Annotated in this window: 12 protein-coding genes; 3 read left to right on the top strand and 9 right to left on the bottom strand. The window is 70.3% G+C overall.

Going from position 1 to position 17,436, the window contains the following annotated elements:
* Window positions 1-145: 145 nt before the first annotated feature.
* From ACTIGN_RS00635 to ACTIGN_RS00620, 4 genes are all read right to left on the bottom strand, one after another.
* Complete coding sequence (locus ACTIGN_RS00635; protein WP_439620423.1) at window positions 146-1,402, bottom strand: DUF1552 domain-containing protein; 1,257 nt, start codon at window positions 1,400-1,402, stop codon at window positions 146-148.
* 200 nt (window positions 1,403-1,602) lie between these two features.
* Window positions 1,603-2,037 carry a nuclear transport factor 2 family protein gene (locus ACTIGN_RS00630; RefSeq protein ID WP_439620421.1) on the bottom strand — a complete coding sequence of 145 codons (435 nt, stop codon included), beginning with the start codon at window positions 2,035-2,037 and terminating at the stop codon, window positions 1,603-1,605.
* 27 nt (window positions 2,038-2,064) lie between these two features.
* A complete protein-coding gene (locus ACTIGN_RS00625; RefSeq protein ID WP_439620420.1) occupies window positions 2,065-2,418 on the bottom strand; it encodes a hypothetical protein in 354 nt (117 codons plus the stop codon).
* A gap of 37 nt (window positions 2,419-2,455) precedes the next feature.
* Window positions 2,456-5,839, bottom strand: coding sequence for a PVC-type heme-binding CxxCH protein (locus tag ACTIGN_RS00620; RefSeq protein WP_439620419.1), 3,384 nt, complete (start codon window positions 5,837-5,839; stop codon window positions 2,456-2,458).
* Window positions 5,840-6,007: 168 nt separating this feature from the next.
* Here ACTIGN_RS00620 and ACTIGN_RS00615 point away from each other — a divergent pair, with 168 nt between their 5' ends.
* The 3 genes from ACTIGN_RS00615 (at window position 6,008) to ACTIGN_RS00605 (ending at window position 9,576) form a co-directional block, all read left to right on the top strand.
* Window positions 6,008-6,562 (top strand): RNA polymerase sigma factor, encoded by a 555-nt coding sequence (locus tag ACTIGN_RS00615; protein WP_439620417.1) that lies wholly within the window; start codon window positions 6,008-6,010, stop codon window positions 6,560-6,562.
* 75 nt (window positions 6,563-6,637) lie between these two features.
* Window positions 6,638-7,582: a hypothetical protein gene (locus ACTIGN_RS00610; protein ID WP_439620416.1), complete on the top strand. Its 945-nt coding sequence runs from the start codon at window positions 6,638-6,640 to the stop codon at window positions 7,580-7,582.
* A gap of 152 nt (window positions 7,583-7,734) precedes the next feature.
* The gene (locus ACTIGN_RS00605) at window positions 7,735-9,576 is read left to right on the top strand and encodes a redoxin domain-containing protein (protein ID WP_439620414.1); all 1,842 of its coding nucleotides are present in this window, start codon (window positions 7,735-7,737) and stop codon (window positions 9,574-9,576) included.
* A 21-nt stretch (window positions 9,577-9,597) separates the two neighbouring features.
* Here ACTIGN_RS00605 and ACTIGN_RS00600 read toward each other — a convergent pair whose 3' ends face one another.
* The 5 genes from ACTIGN_RS00600 to ACTIGN_RS00580 form a co-directional block, all read right to left on the bottom strand.
* Window positions 9,598-11,100: an MFS transporter gene (locus ACTIGN_RS00600; RefSeq protein ID WP_439620413.1), complete on the bottom strand. Its 1,503-nt coding sequence runs from the start codon at window positions 11,098-11,100 to the stop codon at window positions 9,598-9,600.
* An 83-nt stretch (window positions 11,101-11,183) separates the two neighbouring features.
* A complete protein-coding gene (locus ACTIGN_RS00595; RefSeq protein WP_439620412.1) occupies window positions 11,184-12,092 on the bottom strand; it encodes a hypothetical protein in 909 nt (302 codons plus the stop codon).
* A gap of 21 nt (window positions 12,093-12,113) precedes the next feature.
* The gene (locus ACTIGN_RS00590; RefSeq protein WP_439620411.1) at window positions 12,114-13,619 is read right to left on the bottom strand and encodes a DUF1501 domain-containing protein; all 1,506 of its coding nucleotides are present in this window, start codon (window positions 13,617-13,619) and stop codon (window positions 12,114-12,116) included.
* Between the two features lie 55 nt (window positions 13,620-13,674).
* Entirely contained in the window at window positions 13,675-16,683 is a 3,009-nt protein-coding gene (locus ACTIGN_RS00585; RefSeq protein ID WP_439620410.1) for a DUF1553 domain-containing protein, read from the bottom strand.
* 97 nt (window positions 16,684-16,780) lie between these two features.
* Window positions 16,781-17,434 carry a response regulator gene (locus ACTIGN_RS00580; RefSeq protein ID WP_439620409.1) on the bottom strand — a complete coding sequence of 218 codons (654 nt, stop codon included), beginning with the start codon at window positions 17,432-17,434 and terminating at the stop codon, window positions 16,781-16,783.
* Window positions 17,435-17,436 lie beyond the last annotated feature (2 nt).

Here is a 17,436-nt window from a genome sequence, read left to right as displayed (position 1 = left end):
GTGTTCTTCTGGACTGACCCAGGGTTCACACCCTGGGCTACAGACGTACGCCCCCTTCGGGGGCTAAAAACCGTCCAGGTCCTGGAGTCCCGGAGGGACGACAGTGCGTAGCCCAGGGTGCGAACTCTGGGTCTGTGTCCCCCCCTCACACCATCTCCAGGCCGCGCATCGTCCCCTTGCCGGTGGAGAACTCGCGGACCTCCATGCCGAGCCGCTGGAGCATCGACACGAACAGGTTCGTGAGCGGGTAGTTGTTGTTCGTGTCGAACGCGAGGTGCCGGCCGTGCTTGAACCCGCCCCCGGCGAGCAGCACCGGCAGGTTGTTGTTCGAGTGCGAGTTCGCGCTGCCCATGCAGGTGCCGTACAGCACCATCGTGCGATCGAGGAGCGTGTTGTCCTGTTCCTTGACGCCCGACAACGACTTGAGCAGCCCGGCGAGTGAGTCGAACTGCCCCTGCTCCTTGGCCTTCAACTCGGCGAGCACCTCGGGCCGGTTCCCGTGGTGCGTGATGTTGTGGATCACGGTCGTGTCCACGAAGATCGTCACGAGCCGCGTCGAGTCGGTCTCGATGGCGAGCCGCACCGTGTCGAACATGATCTGCATCTGGCGGGCGAACTCGCGGCCGTCCTTCTCGTCCTCGGGCGGCTTGGCCGACACCTTCGGCTTGTCCTTGTGTTCCCACGCCTCGGACGCGGCGAGCCGCTGCTCCAGGTCGCGGACCGAGCTGAAGTACTGGTCGAGCCGCTGCTTGTCGGCCGGGGTCAGCGAGCCGTTGAGCCGCCGGGCCTGGTCGCCGACGAAGTCGAGCGTGCTGCGGCCCTGGCGGAGCGCCTCGACCTGCGCGGCCACCTCGGACGGCTTGCCCTGAACGAACAGCTTCTCGAACAGCTTCCGCGGGCTCCGCTCGATCGGGATCGGTGCGCCGCTGCGGGTGTAGCTGAGCGTCTGCCCCTCGTTCCCGCAGCCGAGGACGAGCGACGGGTAGCGGGTCTTCGGCCCGAGGTGTTCGGCCGCGAGCTGGTCGACCGACACCCAGTTGCGGAACCCGCCGCGCTCGGGGTGCGGGGTGCCGGTGAGGAAGCACTTCTCGGCCGCGTGGCCGCCGGTGACGCCCGGGTGGCTCACGCCCGAGAACACGGTGAAATGGTCGCGGAACGCGGCGAGCCGCTCCAGGTACGGCGTCGCGACGTAGTCCCTGCCGGCCTTCTCGGGGAAGAAGAACTGCGGCAGGATGCCCATGTTCGTTTCGATGCCGATCATGCGCCGCGGGGGCTCGACCTTGTCAGCGGCGAACGCCGGCCGCATCGCGTCGAGCAGCGGCAGCGCCATCGCGACCCCGGTGCCGCGGAGGAACGTGCGGCGGGACAGCGCGCGGGGCGTCGGCAGGAGTGCGGGCGTCATGGTGGCGACGGGGTGTTGGGAGCAGGGGCAGGGGCGGTCGGCCGCAGGCGGGTCAGTTAGAACTGTCTCACGGGCGGTGTCAGTGGTCAACAACATTTCTGGCGGCGTTACACCCGCACCAGAACGGGCGGCGCTCCGGTGCGGGTGTAACGTTCTGTCCTTGCGACGAAACTGGCATCGAGCGGGTTCCCGAAACCCGTTCACTTCTCGACTGGCGTCTCCTGGTAGTACGCCTCCAGCCACTTGCCGCCCTTCCGCACCCACACGGCCGATGCGAAGTTCTTGGCCGGCACGTCCTTGCCCTTGAAGGTGCCCTTCAACTCCAGTGCGTAGGTGACTAGCGCCGCGTCCGGCCCGAGGACGGTGATCTTCAACTTCGCGGGCGTGTACGCGGTCAGCTTGAGGTCGGGGAGCGTCTTGATCGATTCGTCACGGGTCTGCGTGCCGCCCCAGGTGGTGACCGACAGGTGGTCGTCGGTCTCCAGCGCCTTGACCAGCGCGCCGTCGCCGGCCTTGAAGGCGTCGTTGAGCGCGGCGATGGCCTTCTCGACGTCCTTGGTGGCGTCCTCGGCCCGAGCCGGGGCCGCGGCGGTCAGCAGCGCGACCGCCAAAGCAAACTGTGTCAGCGTCCGCATGGGACATCTCCGGGTGCTAAAGGTGCTTCACTTCTTCCGCTTGTACGATCTCGGCTTGACCAGGTCGCTCTCCAGAACCAACTCGTCGTCGGTGAGTTTCTTGACGCTCCACGTCAGCTGCTCCACCGCGCTTTCGAGCGACAACTTCGTCTCGACCTTCCCGCCTTCAAGGATCTTGTAGGTGCCGTCGAGTTTGGTCGTGGGACTCACGTGGACCACGAGCTTCCCCTTGTCGGTGAACTCGGTCACCCAAACCGCACCGCCAGGGCTCTTTTCCTGGTGCTCCCATTTGCCGACGATCTTTTTCAGGTCAATCTTGTCGTCCGCGGCGGCCGCGGTTCCGAGTAGGGCCAGGAGGCCGAGTGTAGCAGCGATTCGCACGGGTGCCTCTTCGATTAGGGGGTGAGTGTCGGGTCGGTCACTTCAGCGTCATCAGGTACTCGATCAGGTCGCGCATCTCGCGCGGCGTGAGCGTGCGGTCGACCGCGGGCATCGGGGACAGTGCCGCCGAGCGCCGCTCGATCTCGTCGGCCGGCACGGTGTGCTTCTTGGCGTCGGGGGTCTGCACGACCAGCACGCCCTTGTCCTCGGAGACGAGCGTGCCGCCGAGGACGCGGCCGTCCACGAGCGTGAGCGTGACCGTGCCGAACCCGGCGGCGATCTTCGCGCTGGGCAGGACGAGCGATTCTAGAACGTGCTCGCGGGTCTTGGTCGGGTTGCGGGTGACGACCTGCGACAGGTCCGGGCCGGCGGTGCCGCCGATGCCCTTCACGGTGTGGCACCGCACGCACTGCGCCGCGGTGTGGTTGAAGAACACCTCCCGGCCCGCGTCGGCGTCGCCGCCGGTGAGGCTCACCTGGAACTTGCCAACGGGGTCCTTGGGCAGCGCGTCCTCGAACTTCAGCCGCAGCCGGTCGCGAACGGGGGAGGGCGCCGCCTTGAGCGCTTCGAGCACGTCCACCTGGAGGTCGACCGGCACCTCGCCGGCGGCGAGGCGGTACGTCCACGCGTCGAGGACCCGTCCGGCGGCGGGGGACTTCGTCGCGGCGACCGCTGCGATGGCCCGCTGCCGCTCGCGGGGCGCGGCCTTGTCGTCGGCGAGCACCTCGTCGAGCAGCGGAACGCCGCGGGCCGGGTCGGCCTTCGCGATCAGGTCGCGGGCCTCGGCGCGGACCAGCGGCGACGTGCTCTTGAGCGCCGCCGTCAGAACCGTCTCGGCCTGCTTCGACTTCCGGCCCGCGAGGAACCGCATTGCCGCGACCCGCAGGTTCGGGTCGGCCTTCGCGTCGTCGGCGAGCGCGACGAACCGCGCCTCGTCGGCCCTCGCGCCGACCGCCACTATCAGCCCTACGGCATCGGTCTGGAGCTTGCCGGTCGTGCCCGAGAGGAGCGTTTCGAGTCCGTCCTCGACTACACCGCGGACGACGAGCGGCTCGCGGGGCTTCTCGGTGCGCCAGAAGCCGGTGACGCGGTCCCGCGGCGGCGGGTTCGACCAGTCCCGCAGTGCGCCGAGCGCCTCGGACCGCACCGCGGTCGAGAGGACCGGACTGGTCACGGCCGCGAGAACCGCCCTGGCGTTGTCGGCCCCGCCGAGCCGGTAGTTCGCATTGATCGCCCGGCGGGCGAGCGGGTCCGAGTCCGGGATCGGCGACGCGACGAGCTTCGCGAGCTGCGCCGCGAGTTGCGGGAGCAGGTCGTCGAGCGGGAGGTCGTGGATCGCGCGTGCGGCCTCGGTGCGGACGAGCGGGTCGGCGTCGTCGAGGAACGCGGCGAGCCGCCGGTCGCTGAGCCGCCGCTGCACCAGAACGACGGCCATGCGCACCGCGGGGCTCGCGTCGGTCGTGCGGGCCGCGACCGCGTCGGCGTCGCCGATCCGGGCCAGTGCCGCGACGCAGGCGTGCCGCAGGAACGGGTCTTCGTCCTTGTTCGCCTTGAGCGCGTCGAACAGGGGGCCGACGGCCGGCTTGTACTTCAGCTTGCCGAGCGACTGCGCCGCGAAGAACCGCACGCGGGCGCTGGAGTCGGTGAGCCGCTCGACGAGCGCGGCCGCGGCCCCGACGGTGCCCGTGTCGCCGGTGAGCTTCGCGGCTTGCGCGCGGACCTCGTCGTCGGTGTCGGTGAGCCGAGGGGTGACCGCGGCGACCGCCGATGGGTGCTTGCGGGCGAGCTGTCCGAGTGCCCAGAGTGCGTGGATGCGGGCGAGTTGGCTGTCGTTCTTGGTCGCGGCTCCCGCCAGCGACGGAACTACCTCGGTCGCCTTTTCCCGCTCAGCGGCTCGGTCCACGAGAGTGAACTGCGCCCGCAGTCGCACGCGCTGGTCGGCGTGGCCGAGCAACCGCAGCAGTTCCCCACCCGCGAGCTTCCCGAACCCCTCCGCGAACAGCTTCTTCGTTTCCTTCACGACCGGGTCTTCGAGCTTGGCCGGGTCGAACGCGGTGTAGATTCGGCCGCCGAGGCTCTTGCCGCCCCAGTCGAGGTTCACGAAGTCGGCGACGTACAGCTTGCCGTCGTAGCCGAACTCGGCGTCCGTCGCCTTGATCGGCTTGAGGAAGTCGTGGTAGTCCTCGATCTCGAACCCGGCCCCCTTCGGCTTCACCCGGAACGCCTCCAGCCCCGCACCCGGGCCACTGGTGTAGTTGCACATGATGAAGCTGTTCTTGTACCGGTCCGGGAGGCTGGTGCCGCTGGTGAACAGGAACCCGCTCGGCCCGGTGCCGATCTTGCCGACCGCCGGGACGATGTACGCCGGCTGACCGGGGTGCGGGAGGTGCCACAGCCGCTCGGCGAACCACGGGCCGGCCGCGTACGGGCTCGGGATCGTCTGGTACGGCATGTTCCAGCCGGTGTCGCCGCCCTCCACGACGTACACGAGGCGGGCGTGGTCCCCCTTGTCGCAGTTGTTGTCGTCGGCGAACAGGTTGCCGTACTGGTCGAACGCGAGCTCCTGCGGGTTCCGCAGCCCGCGGTGGACGACCTCGAACTCGGTGCCGTCCGGGTTGCACCGGAACACCGCCCCGGTCCGCGGCCCGCTGAACTGCTTGCCCTCCTTGCTGGTCACGTCGAACCCGCGGTCGCCGACGCTGAAGTACAGCTTGCCGTCCGGCCCCCACGCGAGCCCGTGCAGGTCGTGGCCGAGGAACGCGCAGTTCACGCCGAAGCCCGTCAGGAGCGCCTCGCGGGTGTCGGCCCGGCCGTCGCCGTCGGTGTCCTTGAGCTTCCACAGGTTCGGGATGCAGGTGAAGTACACCTCGCCGTTGGTCGCCATCACGCCGGCGGCGAGGCCGTCGAGCGGGGCGTTGAACCCGCCGGCGAACACCGTGCTCTTGTCGGCGACGCCCGTGCCCTTAGTGTCTTCGAGGAGCCGGATCTGGTCGGCGTGCTTGCTGAACCACTTCATCCCGCCGTCGAACTGCTTCGCGTGCTTCTTGAACATCGCGAGGCGGTCGCCGAGGGTGTTCACCTGGAGGTCGTCGTCGAGGAGGAACCCGCGGGAGCGGTTCTCCTCGGTGCCCTGGTTGAACCGGTACTCCTCGGCGACGAACACGCGGTTCCTCTCGTCGAGCCCAATGGCGACGGGGCTCGCGAGCATCGGCTCCGCGGCGAACAACTCGACCTTCACGCTGGCCGGGGCGCGGAACGTCGGGATCTGCTTGCGGGCCGCGTCGGTGCCGTCGGGCAGGGCTGGTTCGGTGACCGGCTCGGGGAGGTCGGCCGGGCGCGGGGCCGGTGCGGGCTCGACGGCCGCGGCCGCGGTGAGTGCGAATAACAGCGCAGCGAGGGCGACAAAGCGGTTGAAGCGCATGGCGGTGTTCGGAGAGGGTCGGGTGGTGGGGGAGCCCGTCGGGGGAGTAGTCATCATACCGCACGCTCCGGCGACCGCCAGACGCTACCCGTGCGACACCGTTCGCCGGGCACGAGGGTACACCGTCCTAGAATGTGGGAACGGTTGGGGCGCACGTCAGGACGGGCCATGCTCAGCGACGACCAACGGGAGCGGCTCGGCGTGTGGGTGCGGGCGGTCGCACCCCGGGCGGTCGCCTACGCGCGGTCGCTCACCCGCGACCCGGACCGGGCCGAGGACGTCGTCCAGGAGTGCCTGTTCCGCCTCCTCCGCCGGGCCGGCGACTACGACCTAGAACGCGACGGCGCGAAGCTGCTGTTCCGCGCCATCTCGAACCTATGCATCAACCAGGCGACCCGCGAGCGCGAACTCGTTGGGCTCGGGTCCGCGACCGGCGACGACGACCGCTCGTTCGATGTGGCCGACCCGTCCGTCCCGCGCCCCGACCAGATCGCCCAGCACCACGAACTCGAGCAGCGGGTCCGCGACGCGCTCCAGAAGCTCCCGCCGGTGCAGCGGGCGGCGGTCGAATTGCGGGCGCTCGGGATGTCGAAGGAGGACATCGCCGAGGCGCTGGGCGTGAGCCCCACCAACGCGGGCGTCCTGGTGTTCCGCGGCCGCAAGCAGCTCGCCGCCGACCTGCGGTCCGTGCTGGGTGAGGCCGGGGCGGAAGAATCCGTGTAACGGGTCGGAGCCCGCGGGGTTGTCCCGGTGTTCCTCCGCCCCTCGCCGGCGGTCGCTGCTGTTTAAGGCGCTCCCATGACCCCACCAAACGACCCGTTCCCGCCGCCGGAACCCGGGCTCGACGCGCTCGTCCGCGCGCAACTCGACGCCGAGGCCGGGCGCGTCGATGCGGGCCGCATGTGGGACCGCCTCGCGGGTCAGTTGCACGCCGACGCCGCACCGGCCACCCGACCGACCCGCCGGTGGGTTCGCGTCGCCGCCGGGTTCGCGACGGTAGCGGCCCTCCTCGTCGCCGCGTTCGTGCTGACCCCGTCCCGGGACGCCGCGGCGACACCGGCCCAGGTGGTTGAGTCTGCACGGGCCGCGTACCGCCCCGACGCGGACCGCTCCTACACGCAGACCGTGCAACTCCCGCCCAACCTGCCCGCCCCGATGAGCCTGCTGCTCGAGAGCGGGCGGGCCGTGACCGTTTGCACCCGCGGGGACCGGTTCGCTGTGACCCCGGGGCTCGGCGGCCGCGGGGCGTGGGGCCGCGACGCGGACGGGCGGGTGTGGATCGCTCCGACCCGCGACGCCGCGGCGCGGTTCACCCCCGCCGAGCTCCCGCCGGCCGTGCTCGACGCGGTCAAGGTCCGCGGCCTCGAAGTCGGCCCGCTCCTGGACGAGGTGCTCAAGGACTTCGACCTCGCGTGGGCCGAGCCGCCCGACCGCGGTGCCCCGACGCAGGCCGTGCGCGCCACCCGCCGCGGCGCTCCGCTCCCGGGCCAGATCCACTCGGCGGAACTCGTCGTCGAGAAGGAGACCCGCGTCGTCCGCTCGCTCGCGCTCCGCCGGCAACTGGCCATCGGCCCGCTGACGCTTTCGTTCACGCTCGCCGACTCGGCCGAGCGCGACCCGGCAATCTACACCGCCGAGGGGCACGTCGATCCGGGCCAGCCCGTCTACGACGCCTCGCGCCCGGTCCTGCGCCGCCGCGTGCTGCTCCTAAACCTCGGGGACGTGATCGTAAACGGTCTGTAGCGGGGGAGCCGCATACGGTCGGTCACACGCTCCGCGCGTGACACCCGCGGCCTTCCGAGCGACCCGGCCGGCTCCGTGCGCCGGGGTGCGACTCGCGGAGCGAGTCGCCACTTTTGAGCTATTTTGACTGCTGCCAACAGGAGATTCCACTCATGCCGCTCCGCTTCATCGTCCCGGCACTCGTCGCCGCTCTCGCGCTGGTCCCATCGGGCGCCGCGCGCCCCGCCGCCGCGAAGCCCGTCGCCGCGTTCTCGCTGACCGACGCCGGCGGGAAGAAGTGGGCGGTCGCCGATCAGAAGGCGAAGTTCACGGTCGTCGCGTTCCTCGCGCTCGAGTGCCCGATGTCGAACGGGTACCTCCCGGTGCTGGGCGAGGTCGCGACCAAGTACGCCGACAAGGGCGTCGCGGTCGTCGGCGTGTTCCCGGACCCGGACGCGACCGCGGCACAGGCGACGGCGCACGCGAAGGAGTACAAGGTTCCGTTCCCGGTATTCGCCGACCGCGAGCAGGTGTCGGTCGCGGCGCTCGCACCCAAGGTCACCCCCGAAGCCGTCGTCCTCGACGAGAAGCAGGTGGTGCGGTACCGCGGGCGGATCGACGACGGGTTCGCCGCCCGGCTCAAGCCGCGGGCCGTGGTCACCCGGCACGACCTCGCCTTGGCGCTCGACGAACTCTTGGCGGGGAAGGCCGTGAGCGAGCCCGAGACGAAGGCGCTCGGGTGCCCGATCAGCGTCGCCGAGGTGAAGCCGGCCGCGGCAGCGGGGGCCGTCACCTTCCACAAGGACGTGCTGCCGGTGCTCCAGTCGCACTGCCAGTCGTGCCACCGGCCGGGCCAGGCCGGACCGTTCCCGCTCCTGACGTACAAGCAGGCGGCGAAGTGGGCCGACCTGTGCGTCGAGGAGGTCGCCGCGAAGAGGATGCCGCCGTGGAAGCCGGCCCCGAACGCGCTGCTGGCCGGCGAGCGGAGCCTGCCGCCCGCGGCCGCGAAGGTGCTGGAGCAGTGGGTCGCGCAGGGGATGCCCGAGGGCGACCCGAAGGACGCCCCCGCCCCGCTGAAGTTCGACGACACCTGGACGCTCGGCGAGCCGGACATGGTCCTCGAAGCCAGTTCCGACGTGACCGTCGCGGCGAAGGGGCCGGACCACTTCCGCGTCCTCGTGTTCCCGACGAACCTGACCGAGGACAAGGACGTGGTCGCCGTCGAGATCCGGCCCGGGAACCCGAAGGTCGTCCACCACACGGTGAACCTGATCGACCGCACCGGGACGGCTCGCAAGCTCCAGGGCCAGGCCGCCGCGAAGGCGGACCCCACGGACGCGGACCGCGGACCGGGCTACGCGGTGAAGATGGGGTTCGGGTTCGTCCCGGACCGCTCCGGCATCCTCGGCGGCTGGGCACCGGGGATGCTCCCGAAACTGCTGCCCGACGGCGTCGCGATCCGGCTCCCGAAGGGCTCCGACATCGCCATCCAGATCCACTACCACCGCACCGGCAAGGAGGAGACGGACCGCACCCGGGTCGGGCTGTACTTCGCCAAGAGGCCTGCGAAGGAGCGGTTCTCGTCGCTGCCGGTGGCCGGACTGTTCTGGGCGATCCCGGCGGGCCAGAAGGAGTACGTCGTGGACCGGTCGTGGCGCACGACCGAGGACGCGACCGTGTACCGCCTGATCCCGCACATGCACCTGCTCGGGAAGGACATCGAGCTGTTCGCGACCCTCCCCGGCGAGAAGGAGCGGAGCCTCATCCGCATCCCGGTGTGGGACTACAACTGGCAGGAGCAGTACGACCTGAAGGAGCCGCTGAAGCTCCCGCAGGGGACGGTCCTGCGGGTGCGGGCGACGTTCGACAACTCGGCCGAGAACCCGAACAACCCGAGTTCGCCGCCGAAGGTGGTGCGGCTCGGCGAGCAGACGACCGACGAGATGTGCTTCGTGTTCCTCGGCGTCTCCTCCGCCGGCTTCCCGCAAGCGCTCATCCCGACCGGGAAGTGGTAGCTGTTGCCCCCGCTCTGGTACCTACTCGGGCAGCGGTTTGCCCTTGGTCTCGGGGGCGAACGCGATCAGCACCAGCCCGAACAGGTAGACGACCGCAACGACGGCGCAGGCGTTGGCGTAGTTGCGGTCGAACGCATCGAGGAGGTTCAGCATCTGGAGTTGGCCGACGGCGGCGATGATCCGCCCGAAGTTGAACCCGAACCCCTGGCCGGTGGCCCGGACCGAGGTGCGGAACAGTTCCGGGAGGTACAGCGGGAGCCAGCCGTAGAACGACGCCGAGATCATGCCGAGCAGCCCGGCCGACAGCACGAACGCGAGGCCGTACACGGAGTTCAGCTTGTAGAACCCGACCATCGTGACCATCGACAGGACGCACAGCGCGGCATAGACCGGCCGGCGGCCGAGCCCGCCGCCGAGGAGCGCCGCTCCGACGCACCCGATCGCCGCCCCGATCGACGACGACACCTGCACCCACGGCCGGGCGTCGGGCGACGTGCCCCCGGGCAGGGTGCCGACGAACATGTACACCCACATGAGCCCGGCCCACGTCGCCAGTAGCGGAACGCCGCTCAGCCCCGCCGCGAGGAGCATCCGCAGGAGCGTCTCGCGCCTTGCCTCGGGCGAGAGCGGCGACCGCGAGAGGTAGCCGCGGGCCGGGGTGAGGTAGCCGACGATCACCACCACGAGCGCGACGACCGAGATCGAGACCCGTGCGAGCAAACTCAGGCCGGGTGTGGACCACACGGCGATGATGCCGACGGCCGCCCCCGCTCCGATCAGCACCCCGAGCAGGTCGCGGCTCGACCAGTGCGACGCCGCGCCGGAGGCCTTTTCCTTCTCCCACTTCTCGGACTCGGGGACGAACAGCCGGATCAGGAGCGTGAGCAGGGCCGGGAGCGCGCCCATGAGCATCAGCAGCCGCCAGTCGCCGTGCGAGGTGAGCTTCGCGGCCACGTCCTGCGGGATTCCCACGGTTGTGAGCCAGACGGGCACCTCTTCGCCGACGCGGTTGAGGCCGAGTTTGATGAACCCGCAGACGGTGTACCCGAAGTTCCCGAACGCGCCGATCAGGCCCGCCAGCCAGGCCCGCGAGGCGTTCGGCCACACCTCCATCACGAGTGCGACGCCGAGCGCCCACTCGCCGCCCATCCCGAGCGCGCCCAGGAACCGCAGGGCCGCGAGCACCTCGGGCGACCCGGACGCGGCCGAGAGCCCGCTACAGAGCGAGTACATCAGCACGCTGGCGGTCATCGCCCGGACCCGGCCGATCTTGTCGCCGAGCCACCCGAACACGACCCCGCCGGTCGCCGCACCGACGAGGAAGCACGCCATGACGATGCCGAACCACTTATCGACGCTCCCCTTGTCGGGCCGCGCCGGGTCGCTGGGGTCGCGGAGCCACTCCTCCAGGGCGTTGCGGCCGACGAGCGGGAAGAGGCCCATCTCCATGCCGTCGAACATCCAACCCATGAGGGCGGCAACGAGGGTGAGGTAGCGGCCGCGGGACGTGGTCGGTGGGTTCATGGTTCGGGCGGCGTGGCAGCGCCAACAGGGGAGGTCGGTTTGACCTGTTGTACGCAGCCGGCCACGCGCCCGTCGAGCAGCCGTCACTTCTTCGGTGGGTCCTTCGGCTCGGCCGGCCAGCGGAAGGGCTTCACCGCTTTGGGGTCGAACCCGGCGAGGTGGCCGGGCTCCGTGCGGTCGGCCGGGCGGACGTACCGCCACTCGCTCCCGCGGAACACCTCGTCCACCAGCGCGAACGCCCGCGGGTCGTACTTCTCGAGTTCGCCGCGGGTGCGGACGTGGTTGTGGTCGTGGTCCGGAAGCCGGTTGGTGTCGAAGTACGACTGCACCACCTCGGCCCAGTACTCCTCCTTGTTCTTCCCGGCGTACTTGTCCTTCCACAGCCCGTCGCCGACGGCCCTGTCGTAGGTCTTCTTGAGCCGCGCGTCGAACTCCTTGTCCGCGGTCTTCAGCCCCATCAGGTGCATCGCGTGGGCGAACTCGTGAACCAGGATGTTCTCCTGGCGGTACGGGTCGCCCGGCAGGCCGAGGAGGTTCTCCTCGCCGCACGATACGGCCGGGCGGGCGCGGGTGGGGCCGAGGCCGCGGGCGCGGCGGTCGTAGTACGCCTTCGGCGTCAGGTCGCTGTGCTCGGGGACGTCGGTGGTGAACTCGTCGGCCGCCATCACCGCGAACCGGCACCCGCTCTCGATGAGCGCCTGGCGCACGTCCGGCCGCGGGTCCAGCATCTGGTTGATGAGGTACGCCGCTTCGAGGAGCGCGTGGTCGTTGACCTTCGCCGAGCCGAGTACGGGGAACCCCCGTGCGCTCACGTACTTCGTGTACTTGGCGTTGAACCCGGGCGGGGGTGCGGTCACCCGAAGTGTGACGAGCCGCGGGGCGGGGGCAAGGGCCCTCGCGGTCGCTTCCCGCGGGAACGGGGCTTCCGTGAGCGGGGCGCTCGCTCCCGCAGGGGCGAGGACGCAGAGCAGCGCGAGGGCGAGCGGGTTCATGGCCGGGTCTCGGGTCGCGGACTACGAGATCAATTCCGGGATGACGTGCCCGTGAACGTCGGTGAGTCGCCGGTCGATGCCGTTGTGCCGCACCGTGAGCTTCGTATGGTCGATGCCGAGCAGGTGCAAGATTGTCGCGTGGACGTCGTACACCTCGGTCGGGTGCTTGCGGTCGGCCGGCTTGTACCCGAAGTCGTCGCTGAGCCCGTGCGTCGTGCCGCCCTTGATGCCGCCGCCGGCGAGCCAGTTCGTGAAGCAGTACGGGTTGTGGTCGCGGCCCTTGCCACCCTGCGAACTCGGCATCCGCCCGAACTCGGAGGTCCACAGGATGATGGTGTCCTCGAGCAGCCCGAGCCGCTTCAGGTCGGCGATCAGCGCCGCCGCGCCGCGGGCCATGCCGAACGCGAGCGGGCCGTGGTCGCGGTGGATGTCCTCGTGCGAGTCCCAGTTCCGTCGCGGGAACCCGTTGTCGTTCCCGCTCCAGATCTGAACGAACCGCACGCCCCGCTCCAACAGCCGGCGGGCGACGAGGCACTTGCGGCCGAAGTAGTCCGTCTCCTCGACCGGGTTGATCTCCTTGTCGAACGCCGACTTCCCGTGGTCGAGCCCGTACAGCTTCAACACGCTGGCCGGCTCGCGGGAGATGTCGAGCGCCTCGGGGGCCGCGAGTTGCATCTTCGCGGCCAGCTCGTAGCTCTGGATCCGCGCGTCGAGTCGCTCGTCGCCGGGCCGGCCGGCGGAGTGCTCGCGGTTCAGTTGCGAGAGCAGGTCGATCCCGGCCCGGTCGCTCTGCTTGGTGATGAACTTCGCCCGCTCGTCCGGGAACAGGTCCTCAACCGGGGTCTTGCTCCCGGGGTAGATCGCGCTGCCCTGGTACTGTGCGGGCAGGAACGCGCTGTCCCAGTTCTTCGTGCCGTTCGACGCGAGCCCGCGGTGGTCGGGCAGCACCACGAACGTCGGGAGGTTCTGGTTCCCGCTCCCGAGCCCGTAGCTCGCCCAGCACCCCATCGCCGGGAACCCGGGGCGGTTGAACCCGGTCGTCTGGAGCAGGGTGCCCTGACTGTGGACCCCGGTCTTGCCGATCACGTTGTGGACGAACGCCATCTCGTCGACGACGGCGCCCAGCGGCGCGACCGTCTCGGACAGCATCTTCCCGCTCTTGCCGTATGGCTTGAAGTCCCACACGGGCTTGAGCCACGGGCCGAGGCCGTTCTGGAACGCCTCGACGTGCTCGCCGAAGTTGGCGGGCTTGCCGTGCTGCCGGACCAGCTCGGGCTTGTAGTCGAACAGGTCGACGTGGCTGGCCCCGCCGGCCATGAACAACTGGACGACGCGCTTGGCCCGCGGCTTGTGGTGGACGCCGCCGTCGGGCCGCTTCGGGGCGTCGGCGAGCAGCCGGTCGGAGCCGAGCAGGGCGGCGAGGGCGATGCCCCCGAGCCCGCCGCCCGAGTTGAAGAGAAAGTCTCTTCGGGAAGTGCGGAGTGCGGAGTGCGGAGTGCGGAGTGAAGAACCACGATGCACGGTCATGTTCGCATCCCGTCAGGTGTCTCGGTACAAGGGTGCCACGCGAACCGCGAGCGGCTCAGTCCACGAACACGAACTCGTTCAAGTTGAGGATCACGCGACAGGCGTTGGCGAGCCCGTGTTCCTTCGCGTAGGCGGTGAGGGACTCCAACTCCTTCGGGGTCGGGGTGCGGCCGAACGCGAGGCGGACCGCCGCTGTGATCCGGCCCGCGTCGTCGGCCGCGAGCTTCTCCACCCGCTCGGCGAAGTGCTTCGCCATCGCGACCGCGAGCTTGTTGTTCAGCAGCGCGAGCGCCTGCTGCGGGGTCAGCGTCTGGTTCCGCTTCTCGACCGCCAGCGACGGGTCGGCACAGTCGAGGGCGACCATGAACGGCTGCTGCTTCGACCGCACCACGAACCGGTACACCGCCCGCCGGTGGGCCTTCGCGTCCTCCGGGTCGTGGAGGTGGTACTGGTAGTGCGGCGAGTGCTCGGGGTGCTCGACGACGAAGTCCTTGAAGCTCGGGCCGCCCATCGTCAGGTCGAGCTTACCGGCGACCGACAGGATCGAGTCGCGGACCGCCTCGGCCTCCAGCTTGCGGCGGTTCTGCCGCCACAGGTAGCGGTTGTCGCTGTCCAGCCTGGTGTTCGCCTCGTTCGCGGCCGACGCCTGCTTGTACGTCTTGCTGGTCACGATCAGCCGGTGGAGCTTCTTGAGCGACTGGTGCTCCCGCAGGTCCGCGGCGAGGAAGTCGAGCAGTTCGGGGTGCGTCGGCAGTTGGCCCATCTTGCCGAAGTCGCTCGGCGTGTCAACGATGCCGCGGCCGAAGTGGTACTGCCACACCCGGTTCGCCATGACCCGCCAGGTGAGCGGGTTGTCGGGCGACGCGATCCAGTTCGCCAGCGCTGCGCGCCGCTCGCCCTCGGTGTGGTTGGCCGGGAGGTCGAAGGTGCCGTTCAGGCCGGGGATCGCACGGATCGCACCCGGAACGACTTCCTTGCCCGGTCGCGTGACGTCGCCCCGCGACAGGACGAAGATCGGCCGCGGGGTGCCGCCCTTCGTGCCCGTCCCGATGAAGTTGCCGGCCCCGGAGTGTACGGTCGAAACGTACGTCACCCGGCGGGAGCCGGCGAGCTTCGCCACCTCCGCGTCGAGGGCGCGGACCTGCGCCTCGGTCGCCGCCAGGTCGGCCGCGTTGTCGCCCCCGAGGGCGCGCTTCAAGAGGCCGTCCCGCTTGTCCTTCAGGCCCGCCAGTTCCGCGGGGGTGCGGGCGGGGCCGGGGGGGTAGATTCCGTCGGTGACGTTGGAGGTCCGCCACCGGGGGACGACCTCCGTCTCGTCGTGCGCCGTCACCGCCTTGCCCGTGGCCCGGTTCTTGCCGGCGGCGTCGTACACCTCCAGCTCGGCCAGGGCGAGGATGAAGTCGTCCGGGAGCCGCGCCGCCAGCCTGGTCGCGGTCAGCCGCACGTACCGGCCGGGCTTCTCGCCCTTCGCGGCGTAGGCCGTGAACGCGTCCGTCCCCGGGTTCGGCAGGTCGCTCCCCGTCTGGTCGACCAGGACGACCCCGGTCTTGAACTGCGGGTCGTTCGACAGCTCGAGCTTGAACCGGACCGGGAACCCGAACCCCGGGCCGATCTGGTTGAAGTCGTCCAGGCACGGCCGCAGGACGACCCGATCGACCGCCACCGGCCCGCCGAGGTCGACCTGCACCCACTTCACCTCGTCCCGCTTGGTCGAGATGGCCGAGTGGTACCCGTACTCGGGTGCCTGCGCGGCCCCCCGCGGCTTGCTCCCGTCGGCGATCTGCTGCTCCAGGCCCTCCAGCTCCGGCCCGGCCGCCTTGCGGGCGGCCGCGGTGAGGGCCGCCGCGTGCTGGGCGGCGGCCGCCCGCTTCGCCTGGAGTTCGGCCCGCCGGGCCGCGACCTTCGGGTCCGAGTCGTACGGGCGATCGACGCGATCGACGGCCGCGAACACGGCCTGGAGGCGGTAGTAGTCCTCCTGCGGGATCGGGTCGAACTTGTGGTTGTGGCACTGGGCGCAGCTCACCGTCAGGCCCATGAAGGTGCCGATGGTGTTGGCGACCATGTCGTCCCGGTCCAGGTGCCGGGCGACCTTGCCGTCGATCTTTGACTCGGGCACCTCGATGTGGCCGATCAGGTCCCACGGCCCGGCGGCGAGGAACCCGAGCGCCTCGATGCCGTCCACCGTCCCCGGGAACAGCACGTCGCCCGCGACCTGCTCCTTCACGAACCGGCCGTAAGGCTTGTCCTCGTTGAGCGAGCGGATGACGTAGTCGCGGTACGGCCAGGCGTGCGGCCGCGGCTGGTCCTTGTCGTACCCGTGCGTCTCGCCGAAGTGGACGACGTCGAGCCAGTACCGCGCCCACCGCTCGCCGTACTGCGGCAAGGCGAGCAGCTTCTCGACCAGCCGCTCGTAGGCGCCCGGGGCCGGGTCCCTGGCGAACGCTTCCACTTCTTCCGGCGACGGGGGCAGGCCGATCAAGTCGAAGTACAGGCGGCGGATCAGGGTCACCCGGCCCGCCTCGGCGGACGGCGCGAGCCCCTTCTCGGCGAGCTTGGCGGCCACGAACCCGTCGATCGGGTTCGCCCCGGCGGGCACGGCCGATTTCGCGATCGCCTTGAGGCTCCACCAGTCGGCGGGGTTGACCGCTTGCCCGTCGTCGGGCCACACCGCACCTTGTTCCACCCACGCATTGAGGGTCGCGACCTCGGCGGCCGTGAGCCGCTCCCCCTTGGGCGGCATCTTCGTGTCGTCGGTCGCGACGACGCGGTGGATCAGAAGGCTCTCGGTTGCTTTCCCCGCGACGAACGGCTTGCCCGACTCGCCGCCCTTGAGTGCGTCGGCCCGCCGGTCGAGCCGGAGGTCGCCGCGCTGCTTGTCCGGGCCGTGGCACGAGAAACAGTGCTTGGCGAGGACCGGCTTCACGTCCCGATCGAACTCGACCGGCCTCGGGTCGGCGGCCGGCACCCCGCGGGCCTCCTGCGCAAGCGGGAGCCGGAGCAGCAGGACCGACGCGGCGGCGGCGAGAACGGCGACGGCGAGCGGGAGGGTTGGGAGACGGAGCATCGATCGACTCGCGGGAAGGAGCGAACAGGCGGGATAGAAGAAATAGTACCCCACGGGCCAGCGCCCACTCATCCCGCAATCACGGGACGGGCGGGGTTTATACCAGTTTCTCTTTCAGCGCCTTGGCCACGGCCCCGGATCGCGTGTGGACGTGCAACTTCTCGTAGATGTTGCGGATGTGCGTGTCGACGGTGTGGACGCTCAGGTCGAGTTCCGAGGCGATCTCCTTCTTGATGAGCCCCTGCACCATGAGGTCGAGCACCCCGCGCTCGCGCTCGGTGAGTCCGTAGTCCGCCGGCGGGGGCGAGAGCCGCGCGAACATCTCGAGGACGCGGCGCGCGATCCGGCCGTTCATCGGCGACCCGCCGGCCAGCACGTCGCGGATCGCCGCGGTGATCTCCCCCACCGGGGACATCTTGAGCAGGTAGCCCGTGGCCCCGGCGCAGATCGCGCGGAAGATCTTGTCCTCGTCCTCGAAGACCGTCAGGACGATGACCCGCACGCCCGGGGCGGCCGCGACGAGCCGCGGGATGCCGTCGAGCCCGCTCATGCCCGGCAGGCCGATGTCGAGCAGGATCACGCCCGGGGGCTCGCGGCTGGTCGCCAGCGCCGCGAGCGCGTCCTCGCAGTTCGCGAAGGCCGCCGGGCACGCCAGCCCCGGGGCCGCGTCGACCACCCGCATGATGGCCCGCCGGTACGAGTCGTTGTCCTCGATCGTCCACACGCGGGCCGGTTGCGCTGCGCTCACCATGG

It is taken from the genome of Gemmata sp. (assembly GCF_051859125.1).
Taxonomy (GTDB): domain Bacteria; phylum Planctomycetota; class Planctomycetia; order Gemmatales; family Gemmataceae; genus Gemmata.
Note: the sequence above shows the minus strand (reverse complement) of the source record. Positions and strands in the feature narration are given on the sequence as shown.